The 14,246-nt window shown below is 47.3% G+C and carries 16 protein-coding genes; 5 read left to right on the top strand and 11 right to left on the bottom strand.

Annotated features, from left to right (window positions below; translation table 11 throughout):
• Positions 1-1,232, bottom strand: a 1,232-nt coding sequence (locus tag J0895_RS19680) for a nicotinate phosphoribosyltransferase (protein ID WP_207089701.1), incomplete at its 3' end; no start/stop codon positions are given.
• A 478-nt stretch (positions 1,233-1,710) separates the two neighbouring features.
• On the opposite strand from J0895_RS19680, the gene J0895_RS19675 reads away from it, so the two are divergent.
• Positions 1,711-1,851, top strand: coding sequence for an isochorismate synthase (locus J0895_RS19675; protein WP_207089700.1), 141 nt, complete (start codon positions 1,711-1,713; stop codon positions 1,849-1,851).
• Positions 1,852-2,012: 161 nt separating this feature from the next.
• Here the strand turns inward: J0895_RS19675 and J0895_RS19670 are convergent, their stop codons facing one another.
• Positions 2,013-2,711: a diacylglycerol/polyprenol kinase family protein gene (locus J0895_RS19670; RefSeq protein WP_207089699.1), complete on the bottom strand. Its 699-nt coding sequence runs from the start codon at positions 2,709-2,711 to the stop codon at positions 2,013-2,015.
• Positions 2,712-2,958: 247 nt separating this feature from the next.
• Between J0895_RS19670 and yidD the strand changes: the two genes are divergently transcribed.
• Positions 2,959-3,198 carry a membrane protein insertion efficiency factor YidD gene (gene yidD / locus J0895_RS19665; protein WP_207089698.1) on the top strand — a complete coding sequence of 80 codons (240 nt, stop codon included), beginning with the start codon at positions 2,959-2,961 and terminating at the stop codon, positions 3,196-3,198.
• Positions 3,199-3,375: 177 nt separating this feature from the next.
• On the opposite strand, the gene J0895_RS19660 is transcribed toward yidD, so the two are convergent.
• Positions 3,376-3,576: a hypothetical protein gene (locus J0895_RS19660; RefSeq protein WP_242541426.1), complete on the bottom strand. Its 201-nt coding sequence runs from the start codon at positions 3,574-3,576 to the stop codon at positions 3,376-3,378.
• A gap of 286 nt (positions 3,577-3,862) precedes the next feature.
• Positions 3,863-4,165, bottom strand: coding sequence for a Calvin cycle protein CP12 (locus J0895_RS19655; protein WP_207089697.1), 303 nt, complete (start codon positions 4,163-4,165; stop codon positions 3,863-3,865).
• Positions 4,166-4,427: 262 nt separating this feature from the next.
• Here J0895_RS19655 and J0895_RS19650 point away from each other — a divergent pair, with 262 nt between their 5' ends.
• The 3 genes from J0895_RS19650 (at position 4,428) to J0895_RS19640 (ending at position 7,254) form a co-directional block, all read left to right on the top strand.
• A complete protein-coding gene (locus J0895_RS19650) occupies positions 4,428-5,900 on the top strand; it encodes a protein adenylyltransferase SelO (RefSeq protein ID WP_207089696.1) in 1,473 nt (490 codons plus the stop codon).
• Positions 5,901-6,053: 153 nt separating this feature from the next.
• A complete protein-coding gene (locus J0895_RS19645; protein WP_207089695.1) occupies positions 6,054-6,215 on the top strand; it encodes a DUF2256 domain-containing protein in 162 nt (53 codons plus the stop codon).
• Between the two features lie 103 nt (positions 6,216-6,318).
• Complete coding sequence (locus J0895_RS19640) at positions 6,319-7,254, top strand: isoaspartyl peptidase/L-asparaginase (protein ID WP_207089694.1); 936 nt, start codon at positions 6,319-6,321, stop codon at positions 7,252-7,254.
• Between the two features lie 265 nt (positions 7,255-7,519).
• On the opposite strand, the gene J0895_RS19635 is transcribed toward J0895_RS19640, so the two are convergent.
• The 7 genes from J0895_RS19635 to J0895_RS19610 all read right to left on the bottom strand — a co-directional run bounded on the left by J0895_RS19635 (position 7,520) and on the right by J0895_RS19610 (position 14,167).
• Positions 7,520-7,687 (bottom strand): hypothetical protein, encoded by a 168-nt coding sequence (locus tag J0895_RS19635; protein ID WP_207089693.1) that lies wholly within the window; start codon positions 7,685-7,687, stop codon positions 7,520-7,522.
• Between the two features lie 40 nt (positions 7,688-7,727).
• Positions 7,728-8,189, bottom strand: coding sequence for a DUF29 family protein (locus tag J0895_RS19630; RefSeq protein WP_207089692.1), 462 nt, complete (start codon positions 8,187-8,189; stop codon positions 7,728-7,730).
• 167 nt (positions 8,190-8,356) lie between these two features.
• Positions 8,357-9,715, bottom strand: coding sequence for a bifunctional UDP-N-acetylglucosamine diphosphorylase/glucosamine-1-phosphate N-acetyltransferase GlmU (gene glmU, locus J0895_RS19625; protein WP_207089691.1), 1,359 nt, complete (start codon positions 9,713-9,715; stop codon positions 8,357-8,359).
• Positions 9,716-9,721: 6 nt separating this feature from the next.
• Positions 9,722-9,847 carry a hypothetical protein gene (locus tag J0895_RS26515; protein ID WP_277989871.1) on the bottom strand — a complete coding sequence of 42 codons (126 nt, stop codon included), beginning with the start codon at positions 9,845-9,847 and terminating at the stop codon, positions 9,722-9,724.
• Positions 9,840-10,901 carry a response regulator gene (locus tag J0895_RS19620; RefSeq protein ID WP_207089690.1) on the bottom strand — a complete coding sequence of 354 codons (1,062 nt, stop codon included), beginning with the start codon at positions 10,899-10,901 and terminating at the stop codon, positions 9,840-9,842. Before J0895_RS19620 ends, J0895_RS26515 begins: the two co-directional genes overlap by 8 nt.
• Before the next feature lie 351 nt (positions 10,902-11,252).
• On the bottom strand, positions 11,253-12,158 hold the full coding sequence (locus J0895_RS19615) for a tRNA (5-methylaminomethyl-2-thiouridine)(34)-methyltransferase MnmD (RefSeq protein WP_207089689.1): 906 nt from the start codon (positions 12,156-12,158) through the stop codon (positions 11,253-11,255).
• Complete coding sequence (locus J0895_RS19610; RefSeq protein ID WP_207089688.1) at positions 12,146-14,167, bottom strand: N-6 DNA methylase; 2,022 nt, start codon at positions 14,165-14,167, stop codon at positions 12,146-12,148. Before J0895_RS19610 ends, J0895_RS19615 begins: the two co-directional genes overlap by 13 nt.
• Positions 14,168-14,246 lie beyond the last annotated feature (79 nt).

Genomic DNA, 14,246 nt, shown 5'->3' with positions numbered 1-14,246 from the left:
TTGAACAGAAGCTGCATCATCGGCACTTCACCGGATTGAAGTTGCTCACTGACCAATCCCAGGCGATCGCCCACAATCTGTCCATCCTGATAGCGTCGGAAAATCTGCTTTCGTCCGGGATAGCTGACTTTGCCGCTAGAATTTTTCATCACCGGCACGCCATCAATATCTACAATTTTATACACCCCATTCACGGGAGTACCTGTGACTAACTTAGTCCCGATGCCAAAGCCATCAATGGGACAACCGGAGGCTTTCAAGTCGGCAATTTTCCACTCATCCAAATCCCCACTCACAAAAATGGGGACATCGGGAAGCAGTTCTTGGACCTGTTTGGACAATTGGACTAAATCCCCGGAATCCAGGCGCACTCCTCCCACTTCCATTTCTCCAGCTTGGAGGCGATCGGCGATTTTCCGGGCCGCTTCAATGGGATCATAAGTATCAATGAGTAAGGGAGAACCGGGAAAATAATGCTGAAACGCTCGAAACGCCTGCATCTCACTCCCTTCCGTCGCCGAGAGGGCCATCACCAGGGCGTGAGCCATCGTTCCCGAAGGTTTTCGACCTAATTTGAGGGCGGCCAACACATTCGAGGTGGCATCCATTCCGGCTGCCAAAGCAGCGCGTGCGGCCCACAGCGAGGCTTGAGGACTAAAGGCTCGTCGGGTGCCAAACTCCAAAATTGAGGCGATGGGACCGGCGACATCGCGAATGCGAGCCGATCGCGTGGCGACAAGGGTCTGATAATTAATTGTATTCAGTAAATAGGTTTCGACGATTTGAGCTTGCCACAGGGGAGCCTCCACCCGCAGCAAAGGTTCATTGGCAAAGACTGCCGTTCCCTCGGGAACCGCCCAAACATTACCCTGAAACCGTCCATCGGCCAGGAGTGACCAAAATTTATCAGAGGCCCTGGAAAAAATTCCAGTGGCTTGCAAACTGGCAATCTGCGCCTCGGTGAACCGGAATTGCTCTAGGTACTCAAAGACTTGAGCTAACCCCATTGCAATTAAATAACCGAAGCCTTCCGGAAGTTTGCGAACAAACAGCTCAAAGCTGGCGGTTCTGCCGTCAAGACCTTCCCCGGTGTAACAGGCGGCCATTGTCAATTGATAGAGATCGGTCAACAGACTATAGTCTTCTGGGACAACAGTCAGTTCTGATCCGTCTTTACCCGCTTGGTCAGGGGGTTGCGGATTGAGATCATTGGGTTCAGTGGCAGTTGCCATGTGCCAGCTTCCTTGCTGAGAGGGGTTTGTTCAATTATAGTGGCATTTACCAAAATCTGTCACCGGATCCGGATTAACCTCCTAGAATTTGTGGGCGATCGCCTACAAATCCTGGGATTTTCGGCAATTTTTCCGACCTGGGTTATGGTGGAATTCATTAAAAATCTAGGGTCCAATCTTTTTCCCGAGGGCATTCCTCTGAGCTGGGTTGAAAGAACAAGACCGAATTAACAACAAATATGCTATAATTTAATGCGAAATCCTGGTAATTTCAAATCGTCATAAATTGTCACCCCATCCCAGCGCCCCATTCCGGTTAATTCCTGGATTCAACTATTGCGAACTAATAAGTTATCCTAAAAAATATTGCAAAAGTGACCGCTTCCTGAAGAACTCAGGTAAAGTAAAAAGTAACGAGGTCTAGGGATTGCGATCGCTGACTCGGTTAACCTCAATAAACCTGATCAGGAGTTTTACTATGAATCTTTCAAAAACCATTAGTGACTTTTTCCAGCAAGTCTCAGAAGCAGCAGCTCGAATCTTTGGCCCCAACGATGACAAATATCCAGAAACCGGGGTTCAACCCTTTGAGGGTGACCCCAAGCGAGAACAAGAATAGTCCTAGGTCTTAGTAAAACAGGAGAGTAACAAAACCTGAGTGTTAAACTTAGTTGAACTACCTAAAACAAACCCCATCCATATCCATCCTGATGGGGTTCTTTTTATGGAAAATTTGACACAAACCCTCTCCAGTTTAGAGGAAGTTTCTAGGGAACACTCTTACAAAATTTGATGCAAGAAAAAGCATAACCCGGCACTCCCAATAGGAACGGTTAGATTATCAATCCCCCATTTAGAAAAAGCTTCTAAAACCGTCGCTATACCAGCCACCAAAAGGGCAATCACCCCAATGTTCCAGAGATTTCCCTCTACGATCGCTAAGATAGAAGCTGTGACAATAAAACTAACTATAGCCATTGTAGCGGACCCTTCCCAACTCTTCTTTTCTCCCCAAAATTGATAGGGATGCTGACCGAACCGCTGACCGATTAAAGCGGCTAAACCATCTCCATAAGTCATGATTAAAATGCCGATCGCAGCATATTGGGGAAGTTGTAACGGCCAAAACCAGGCCACCAAGATGCCGATACTAATGGCATAGAAAAATGTTCCTAAACTTTGACGTCCCACACCATTAATTCCCGGGAGAATCGGAAACTTATAAGAAATTAGGGCAATCGCCCCGGCTATAATAGAAGCAGCGATCGCCACCCAACCGGGAATCTGTAGCCACCATGCCAACAAAATCACATTGCCGGTGCCAATATGAACGACCTTGCGAACCACTTCGGAATCAGTTTGGGTAAAACGATGCAACCCCTCCGCAATAATCAGTAGCAACCCCAACCACAAACCAACGGCTGCTACTTGTAACCCCAGGGGTAAAATGGATTCTAATGGGAATAGAGAAGTCAACACAGAATTCAATGACTACAACATCTTAAAGGTTTCTATGAGTGTAGGGGATTGAGGCCATTGGGCGATCGCCACGCTATAAAAATTTTAGAACTTCCCGGGATTGAGGAGAAGAAACCGGGTTTCTAACCTTGATTTGATGGGTGTAGGCACAGACTGGAGTCAGAAACCCGGTTTCTATAAAATCCCCAGGGAGTCCCAGAACGAGTCAAAATAAATAAACCGTTGCAATTCTCTATTTGATTAAGTTATGAAATGGCTGATGATTCGGTTAATTCGAGGATATCGACTGTTAATTTCTCCCTTATTTCCGCCCACTTGTCGATTTCATCCCACTTGTTCTCAATATGCCATAGAGGCGATCGACCGTTTTGGACCCAGGCAGGGGGGATGGATGGCATTCCGTCGTCTGTTGCGCTGTCATCCGTTACATCCGGGAGGATATGACCCTGTTCCCGAGATGCCTGAAAAACCGACTGAATCAGTGTGACTCCAAAAATAAACCGAAAGCGGCAAGGTGCGTCAGATAGATAACTCTCTCATCCTATTGATTAACTGATTTTCTGATGCACCTGAGCTCCGTTGGATAACGACTGAAAGATAACGACTGAAGTCGTTACTACGAACTATGAAACTGAAGTTGTGATGTTGAACATTGAGAATTTGATTAATCCATCATGCGGAGTCTGCCGCGTTTAGTGCTGTAGATTAGGCGATTGATTATATCTTGATGTTCCTCAGTCAGAGAGTTGCGTAAGATTGCCATGCGGAGGCGATAGCGATCGCTCCGGGTCATCTTGCCGGAGAACAAGATATCACCAAATAATTCTTCCAGGGGTTTTGGGTGCTTGCTATCCAAAATTTTCATAATGGTTAAAGAGAGTTAGTAAATAATTCTTTCAATTCTGGCGGCAAGAGTGGGATTTGGGTGCGATCGCATTCATGACTACCCTGCGATCGATATCATACTTTAACCTGATTGCGATCGCTGACAACAGAGTTTCCGGCAGTTGAGGTCAATAGCTATACCGCCTATACCGCATTTTGGACGAAATTTACTGAATTGTAATAATTATTAATATAAAAAATAAACCCAAAAAAGCCCAATCCGTAGAGTAAGATTGAGCTACCAAATCAACTATTTTACTGGAAAATTAAACATCGTAAATTCGAGCTTCTGAAGCACCTGGATGCTCTAAACAGTAGCGTTCAAAAGCTGATTTTGGTTCTTGGGTTCTTCTGCGGGCTGCGACGCTGAGGAGTTCCTCCGCAATATCCCAAGCTACCGCACTTTCGGGAGATTCAATGCCTTTTGCTGTGGAGATCGCCCTGGCTTCATCCCGTGCCATTTCAATGCGTAAGCTCAGGGGAATAAAATTGCCTTGATTCCCCTTGGGATTTGCTTCATGATTCCGGGTATTTGCGAGCCTTTGGGTTCTAGTTAAAACTTGAGCCATGACGGATTACCTCATCCAAAAATCAATAGGTTTCTCAAGCACCCGACTCTAGTCAATTCCTTCGAGCAAACCTCATACTTGTATTGTAGCTTGACCACCCGACCTTGGGGTGTAAATAACCGTAACACTTTATTGCGAAAGGTTTCAAACCCTCTAAAACACCGCCCTGAAAGCTTTTCCGGGGAACTGCACCTCATTTATCCTTCCAAAACATTAAAATAGATTAAAATAGAATCAGACAATGTAAAGAACCGTTGCTTTTATGACTGTTGCTGACTCCGCTCAAACTCCAAAACGCGCCAATCCCTTTCTGTCCCTTAACCTGGAAACCGCCCTAGAATCCTTGGGGGAAGACTACTACGATATCGTTCCGGCTGCTGAATTTCCCCAGCATCTTCTCCGGTTTCGTAATGACGAATTATTACAAAAATTAGGATTAGAACCCTCAACTGTAACCGATGAAGATTTTATCGAAGCATTTGGCTATTTTCAAGGCGTTCGACCGTTTTTAGCCCTGCGTTATCATGGCTATCAATTTGGCGAATATAATCCCAATTTAGGCGATGGACGGGGCTTTGTCTACGCTCAAGTCCGGGGGACCGATGGCAAACTCTACGACTTCGGCACCAAAGGCAGTGGCAGAACCCCTTATTCTCGTCATGCCGATGGAAGGTTAACCCTAAAAGGAGGAGTCAGAGAAGTCTTAGCGGCGGAAATGTTGCATCGAATGGGAGTCAGAACTTCTCGCTGTTTAAGCTTAGTTGAAACCGGCGAACAATTGTGGCGAGGAGATGAACCCTCTCCTACGCGATCGTCCGTGATGATCCGCTTTAGTGAATCGCATATCCGATTTGGCACCTTTGAACGATTGCACTATTTAGGACGAAAAGATTTAATTGCAAAACTCTTAGATTGGGTCATCGTCCATTATTATCCCCATCTCAATGATACCATGCCGCCCTTACTTTCCGGCCTGGGAAACCCGAAAGAGAAATACGCTCGATTTTATCAAGAACTGGTGCAACGGGTGGCTACATTAACGGCACAATGGATGGCAGCCGGATTTTGTCATGCGGTGTTAAATACCGACAATATGTCCATCACCGGGGAAAGTTTTGATTATGGACCTTTTGCCTTTATTCCCACCTACAACTTAAAGTTTACAGCCGCTTACTTTGATTATTATGGTCGCTACAGTTACGGCAATCAACCCGCCATCTGTCGCTGGAATCTGCAAATGTTGCAAGTTCCGTTAAAGGCGGCGATAAATGAGGCAGATATGGAAGCCGCATTAGAGGAATATTACGAGCATTATAATCGAGAATATCGTAAATTGATGCTGAGTAAGTTGGGATTTGGAGAAGAAATGCCGGAAGAGGCAGCAACGGAGTTGGTGCAATTAACCCTGCAACTTTTGGGTGAGTCTCAGGTGGAGTATCCGGAGTTCTTTTGGCAACTCAGGCAGCAGTTTTCTCCAGAGTGGCGGGAAAAAAGTGACTGCATTTTTGGCACTCTGGAAACTACTTCAGAATTGTTCGAGTCTTGGCAACAAGCCTACTTCCATTTATTGCAGTTTGTGGCAACATCGGATTTAGAGCAAATGCGAGAACGGATGGCAAAATATAATCCAGAAACGGTGGTGCTCCGGCCCAAAATTGAGGCGATTTGGGAAGCGATCGCGCAGGAAGATAATTGGCAACCATTTTATGATTTGTTGACCCAAATTAAGGCGTGATAACTCCAATAAATTCCTCGTGACGCGCTTCAGCCACGTCACGAGGATAATGTAGAGGCGATTCGCGAATCGCCTCTACATTTAGGGTTCGATGTTACCGATGGCGTAAGTCCTGTTATAATACAACCCAAACAGCAGCCAGAATAAACCCTTATGGGCCGAGTCCGAGCAAAAGCTGACTTTCCAGAAAAAATCTGCCCCGTCTGTCAACGCCCCTTTACCTGGCGGAAAAAATGGGCGGATTGTTGGGATGAGGTGAAATATTGCTCGGAACGCTGTCGCCGTCGCCGTTCCCAAGCTCAATCCCTAGAATAAACCAGGGAAATCTCCCCAAAATGCCCCAATTTCAGGCTGGCAAAGGATACCCTTTGCGTTACCATGAAAGATTGGATATTAACCGAAGGCAGAGGCTGAATTCATGACAACGGGTGCGGTACAACCCAAGCTGATTATTCACGGTGGCGCGGGTAACTCTCTTAAAGATAAAGGTGGACTTGAAGCGGTGCGCGGCTCCCTCCATACCATTATAGAGGAAGTGTATGGTCTGTTAATGCAAGGGGCCTCTGCCACGGAAGCGGTGGTGCGCGGATGCCAACTCCTGGAAGATGAACCCCGTTTTAATGCGGGGACGGGTTCGGTGTTGCAATCTGACGGACAAATTCGGATGAGTGCCGCGTTAATGGATGGCACGTTGCAACGCTTTAGCGGCACCATTAATGTATCTCGGGTTAAAAATCCCATCGATTTAGCCTTATTTTTACAGAATTCCCCCGATCGCGTGTTGTCGGATTTGGGTTCAGCGGAATTGTTGCGAGAATTGCAACTGCCAATTCATAATCCCCTGACGGATAAGCGGTTGCAGGAGTGGATGGAGGAACGCAAAGATAATTTTTCCCGCAGTATGGCGAATGTGGTGGCAGAATCCTCGGGACGGGGAACGATTGGGGTTGTGGTACTGGATCACGAGGGTAAAATTGCCGCAGGAACTTCTACGGGAGGGAAAGGATTTGAGCGGATCGGGCGCGTCAGTGATTCGGCAATGCCTGCGGGAAATTACGCCAATCCCAAGGCGGGAATTAGTTGTACGGGGATTGGGGAAGATATTATTGATGAGTGTCTCGCGGCGCGAATTGTGGTGCGTGTGACGGATGGATTATCGTTAATGAATGCCTTTGAGCGATCGTTTACGGAGGCGGAACGGAATAAAAGGGATTTTGGGGCGATCGGGATTGATGCTACAGGTGCGATCGCCTGGGGTAAAACTTGTGAGGTGATTCTCACTGCCTATCACACCGGCGATGCGATCGGTGATGCCTTGGAAATGAGTCCAGAAATGGGTGTCGGCATCGCCTAGGTTAGCTCAAGGGGACCAGAAACCGGGTTGAGGAGTGCGAGTATCTTGCTCGCTATTGTCAAGAGCTTTTCAATATGCTCGCACTCCAAAAATGTACAAGAATAACTCTGGGAACCGCTATAGACTGAAGCGCATCAAAAGAAAGTTGGGTGCTGAACTTCAGACCAAATGATTAAGCTGTCATCATAAATTGACAGAAGGTCTGGATACTTATACGAATCAGTCCCGTCAGAGAAACTCTGGCGGGATTATCATTACTACTGGGTTACTGAAACAATAGAGAATATCCCAAAAACAAGGCCCAACCTGCCACGGCAAAAAAGGCGAATAATCCCACCATAATTTCAAAGGACCACCTAACCTTCAAGGTTCCGAGTAATGGGGTCGCAGAAATTAACAGTAAAACAAAGAATAGCGAGAATAACCAAACCATGATGTGACTCCAGAATAAAGACAAGACGCCCTTTTCTAGTTTATCGAGTTTCTGGAGAGGTTGGGGAATCGAGGGTTTCTGGAGGTAGGATTAAGTCTAAAGCGTGATGGAGAATTTGCGATCGCCTCACCCGCTTTTCTAACTCTTCGGGTTCATAAAGTCCTTCTGCCACTTCCAGGGATGCTTCATCGATCGCATTGAGAAATGCGTCCTCCAAGGTTTCCCATAACTCCTCCCGGGTCAAATAATAACCCCCTGACTTACGCCGCTTATTTTTGCGTTGAATTTCCCGCAGTGAATTACGAATTGAGACATCCCAAGAACGAGTTGTGCGTTGTTCTGCTTGCTGTTTGATCAAGTGCAGTAACAAAACAATGGCATAACTGCGAATGGTATCGATAATGTCTTGTTTGCTCATTTCTTCGAGGAGTTCGACAAGGGCGAGGGAACCTTGAATATCTCCGCTTCGCAGCAAGTCTTTTAAAGCGAGTATTTCTTCCATAATCATCCTCAAGGCGCTGCTAAGGTTAATGATACAGTAATTGTAGTAATTGTAGGGTGGGCACTGCCCACCGAACAGAAGGACGGGGCATTGCCCACCCTACAATTGCTTACTACATGGGCGCAAGCATTGCGCCCCTACAAATACACCTTGACAGGGCTAGTTTCCTACTCCTTCGGCTTCAGTTTCCAGCCTTTTTTGACTACTTGTTTGGCGCGGGCGATCGCCAAGCTGCCATCTTCTACATCGTCGGTAATCGTAGAACCTGCCGCAATCGTGACGTTTTCGCCGATTTTGACCGGCGCAACTAAGACGCTATTAGAACCCGTTTTAGTCCCACTGCCGATTTGAGTGGGATGTTTATTTACGCCGTCGTAATTGGCGGTAATCGTTCCAGCGCCGATGTTGACCCGATCGCCCGTGGTGGTATCGCCTAAATAAGATAAGTGAGATACATTGGTGCGATTTCCTAACTTTGTATTCTTCAATTCTACAAAGTTCCCAATTCGGCAGCCTTCTCCCACCTGGGCTTGACCGCGTAAGTGAGCGTAGGGTCCGACTCTTGTTCCCCCTGCCACCGTGCTATCCGTTATCACCGAGTATAAAACGGTTGCCTGATCCCCAATCTGACTATTTTCAATCAGCGTCCCGGGACCGATGCGAGAACCGGAACCGATGGTGGTTTGGCCGCGCAGGTGGGTTTGGGGTTCGATGATGGCATCCGGGGCGAGGGTCACCGTATCATCGATGGTAATGCTATCCGGGTCAATGAGAGTGACCCCAGCGGCCATCCAGTCATCTTTGATCCGACTCTGCAAAATTTGATAGGCTGTTGACAATTGCTTGCGATCGTTGATGCCGAGAATTTCCTGATAATCCTCCACATCTAAAATCCGCACGGGATTTAAGTAATTAACCGCATATGTCAGATAATATTCTGCCTGATCGTTTTCTGATTTTAATTGGGGTAAAACCTTAGCTAAATCCGGCCAATGGAAGCAGTAAACCCCGGCATTAATGCGTCGATTCTGCTTTTGAGTGGCGGTGCAGTCTCGGTCTTCGACTATTTCCTTGAGCAGGTTTTCACTGTCACAAAAGACCCGACCATACCCTTGAGGATCTGGCAGTTGCGCGGTCAGAATGGTGGCGGCATTCTTTTGTTCTTTGTGGGTATTTAGCAGCCGCTCAATAGTTTCGGGTCGTAAGAGGGGGACATCGCCATTTAGGACCAAGAAATCCCCGGTAAATTCTTTTAAATAGGGAATCACCTGTTGGACAGCGTGACCCGTTCCTAATTGCTCGGTTTGTTCGACAAATTCTAAATCAGAGAATCGTTGGATCAGTTCGTTTTGGACGAGTTCACCTCGATAGCCGACGATAATTAAACGTCGGTCAGGTTGAATTGCCGAGAGACTATCGAGTACCCGTTCAACGAGCGATCGCCCGCCCAAAGGATGTAAGACCTTGGGTAGGTCTGATTTCATGCGTGTCCCGCGTCCAGCGGCTAAAATCGCTACTGCTAACATTTTCTTTCAGCCCGTTAATCTCAACGGAGTATAGCGCGGTTTCCGCTCTCTTGAAGCAAGCTGATCCACAATGACCGGACGATCGCCGCAGTTGTTGGGCGATCGCCCCGGGGAAATCCGGGGCCTAGCCATTGGCAATCCGCCAACTTCCGGCGATCTCAGCGGGTTCCTCTGATTCCAACAGGGAGATGCGATTGACAGCCCTTGCCGGTTCTTCCATCTCCGTGATCCGAATAAAAGCCGTAAATTTTTCCACCAGTTTCGGGTTACGCCATCCCTTCGCCGTTTCTTCGGCAATAATTTCCAGGGCCTTGTCAGAGGTAAACGCCTGTTTATAGGGCCGTTCGCTGGTGAGGGCATCATAAATGTCCACCACTTGAAACACTTGGGCGATGGAGGGAATTTCATCCCCCACCAACCCATCAGGATATCCCGTCCCATCCCATCGTTCGTGATGATGGCGAATCAGAGGACGGACGCCGCGCATAGTTCGCAGGGGTAGACAAATTTTCTCCCCAATCACCACGTGCTGTTTCATGATTTCCCACTCTTGGGCGGTGAGTTTCCCGGTTTTGAGTAACACCGCATCGGGAATCCCCACTTTGCCGATGTCATGGAGGTATCCCCCCCACATTAAATTGCGAATTTCATTGCGGGAAAGATGGAGAAACTCGCCAAACGCTTGTCCGCGAGAGACTAAGCGTTCGCAGTGATCCCCGGTATTGGGGTCTCGGCTTTCCACCGTCCCGGCAATGGAAAAGAGGACTTGTTCCGCATGGTCGAGGTCCTCATTGAGCCGTTTTTGGCGGACCAGGGATTTCACTCGGGCGGCTAGTTCTAGATGATCGAAGGGTTTAGTCAGGAAGTCATCACCTCCAGCTTCAATCCCCCGGATCCGCGATCGGCGATCGTTGAGTGCGGTTACGAAAATGATGGGAATCAGGCGGGTTTGCTCATCTTGTTTCAGATGGCGGCACACCTCAAATCCATCCATTCCAGGCATCATCACGTCCAGCAGAATTAAATCGGGCTGGGTTTCCTTCACGCAAGCCAGGGCACTAGGGCCACTGTCTGCTTCCAGAATTTCATACCCTTCTACGGACAAAAGAGCCACTGCCGTCATCCGGCTGGCTGGATGATCATCTACGACGAGAATTTTGGACTGTTCTGCATCAAGGAAGTTCACAGACAAACACCTTGCTCTGAGTATTTCTATTAGCTAGTTCTGCGTCAAGCGACTTAGTAAATTAATCGCTTTTGGTACTATCTCTGACTATCTTTACATTATTTGGACCGCGTTTGTTTAAAAAATCTGCTGTTTTACAGAGACTTTATAAAGGATGCCGGAGTTTTTCCGGTCTGGCCCATCTTTTTTAAAAAATGTAAAGTTTCTGGGATTGAGCTTGATGAGATTTTACCTTCATCGCCCTTTCGATTATAGCGGGCCGATCAGGTTGATCTGGGTCGGGGCTCCCTAATCGGCTGACTATCTGCCCTTTTAAATAAAGCGATCGCCTCCAAAATTGCTGATCCCGGGCTATTTTCCTGCAATCCTGGTCCATCTTTTTTTCCAACTAGAGGTGGGTTCTAACTGGGATAAGTTTTGTTCCTGTTGACGCCGTTGCCGAATTTCCTCCGCTGAATCCGACAGGTTGGGGTCACGGTAGGGAGTTGCCGCCCGAGTTTGGAGATGTTCCTGTTCTTGGGGGGAAAGAGGAGGTAAATCGCGATCGCAAAAACTCGCCACAGTTCCTGGCGATCGCCGGCCCACCGGCGCAGTGGCCCCAATTTTTAATCCTGCCGTCATTAAAGCCGTTCTCGCCGAGGCTGAACAAGAATAAGTCGCCAATCTTCCCGTCGGACTCAAACAGCGCGCCACCCACCCTAAAAACTCAACTGTCCACAGTTGCGGACAATTCGGAGGGGAAAAAGGGTCTAAAAATATGGCATCGGCTTCAAACCCTTGATTCACCACCTGTTGAATGGTGTTTCGGGCATCTCCTAGCCATAAGGTCCCTTGGAACTGAGGGGCCGTCAAAGTCCTCGACACCATAGATTCACCGTCTGCCTTTGGGCTAACCAGTGCGGCTAGAAGTTCGGGAATAGGCGAGTGCCAACTTTTAAGTAACCCGATCGCGATCGCCGCTTGGGGAATAGAGCTATCCAATTCCAACCCAACCCACTCCACCACACAAGCTGGATTAATTGACCAAATCGTCTCTAATGCTGATGCAGTATTATACCCCAATCCATAACACAAGTCAAGCAACCGCACCACTGGCTTTTTGGCTTTTTCGGCTAACTCCGTCGGTTCTACAAATTTACACCGCGCCTCTTGGCGCGCCCCGTGGTACGAGTGAAACAGTTCGCCAAATTCCGGTGAATAAAACGTAAAAGACCCATCGGAGGTCTCTTGAGGAGTCAATGGCATCATTTCTTCCATAAGTCCGGGTTAGATCCTGCCACTAATTCTAAACAAGCTTGGCGGGCCAATTTTTTAGCTTCTATTCGGTGTTGAATCGTCTGCTTAACCATCTGCGAGATCTTCTCCCGATGTCTTTTATCCTTGGGAATCGGTAAAATCAACTCTTGAATTCGATTCCCCAGAGAATCAATAATATCCTGGGTTAAACGCTTTGCCAAGATTTGTTTTTGCACAGGTCCCGAACTTAGGGCTGCTAACAACAAATAACAACATAACGGACAGGTTTCCCGAACGCGCAATTTATAGAAATGACTTTGATAAAGAATGCGCGTATCATCGGCGGTAATCAACGCACAAGTTCCAATTAAATAAGTGCCATCGCGTACCATCAAAATATCCCTTTCCCGGATGTCCTGTTTTTCGGCCAAGGATTGATAAATTGCTTCACTCACCGAATGTTTGGGGTCGGCCTTAATTTCCCAATTAGAAATATCCGAAGTACGCACAAAGGGAATATTGCCCGTTCCGTAGGCTAATTTTCCCACTTCATCGCCACTGCTGACCTCGATCATCCCGGCGGATATCAACTCTCCCATAGAAATCAAGTCATGACTGTCTTGGAGGTAAAATAATTCTGAAATTGCAGCAGGGTTGTAATAATGCGGGGCTAAAATGCCATTTTGAATGCGATCGCAGGTCATCCAATACCCTAACTGATTCGGTTTCGTTAAAAGACCTTGTTCATAGTCTCGGTAGCGGGCAGCAATTTCCGGTAAATCATCTCGGTCAATGGGTTGACCCCGGCTATTCCGTCCACACCATTGAGCCTCTGCCATAAAAATAGATTGATTGCTTTCGTCCTCTGCTGTTTTCCCAGATTTTTTTTGTAATAAAAGTAGACAAGTTTTGGTATGAGTTCCACCTTTTCCCGATATTTTAAATAACACATCGGGCATTCCAATCACGGCTTTAATGATAGATTTTGCATGGATATAATCCACCACATAACGATAGGTTTTGCTAGAAATCAAACTTTCGGGAACGACCATTCCAATCCGACCTCCGGGCCGAACTAGGGATAAACATCGTTCCATAAATAAGACCTGGGGCGGAACGGAAGATTGCAATTTAGGTAGTTTTTCAAAAGCTTGACTATTTTTTTCTAACCGCCATTGATATCCCAGTTCAAAGGTGGCCTGGACCTGGGGAGATGCGGCAACAATGCGGCTCCCAAAGGGAGGATTCGTCAGGACAATATCAAATTCACCGACCTGAGTTGGGAAGGGGAAAGGTTGGGAATTTGATGGATTTTTATCAGGATTGTTAGAAAAACTTGGGGCAAGAGCTTCCAGTTGCCAAGCGAGGGAATCCGCACAAAAGACCTGAGCTGATTGGAGTATCAAAAGAGATAAACGGGTCGCTGCTAATCCGGCGAGATAGTGGTCTTTATCCAGCCCAAAAACTGTAGAGAGAATTTGTTGAAAAGAGGCTCCAGATGCTTTTAAATGCTGAACGGCCACACTTAAAAATCCACCAGCGCCACAAGCTGGGTCAATGAGCATTTCTCCGGGAAGGGGATTGACTAAGGCCACCAGTAAGCCGATCGCATTCAGCGGCGTAAAAAACTGCCCCTCCTGTCCCCGAACCTGCGACCCCATAAACACTTCATAAATATCTCCAAAGGGGTCATGAACTGGGGTGTCCAAGTCAGCAGTATTCAGTAGAGTATCAATTTGAGCCAGACTTTGTGAGTCGAGAAGCAAGCGTTGCTCTGGGGGAAAGAGGGTCGGCAAAAGCCGCCGCAGTTGCTCAAAAGACTGATGATATCGATGGGCGATCGCCTCTACACTTGTTGGGTCATAACTCGGGTCAAATAAAGACGGATTTTCCTCAAAATACAGCTTACAAAATAAGCATTTTATCGTTTCTTGCAGCAAGGTTTCATCCCGAGTTGCACCGAGGAAGCGACCCACGAGATAATTCCGAATCTGTCGATACACCGCTTTAGAATCTCGTTCTAGGTTCATATTAAACCCACTCCAGATTGGGAAACGTAGTTTAACTGTTATAGCCAGTCTAAATCAGTTGTGGAATGCCCTCACCCCT

The sequence above is a fragment of the Phormidium pseudopriestleyi FRX01 genome, assembly GCF_017313335.1.
Lineage (GTDB): Bacteria > Cyanobacteriota > Cyanobacteriia > Cyanobacteriales > Laspinemataceae > Laspinema > Laspinema pseudopriestleyi.
The sequence above is the reverse complement of the archived record's forward strand: the minus strand, read 5'-3'. Positions and strand labels throughout refer to the sequence as shown.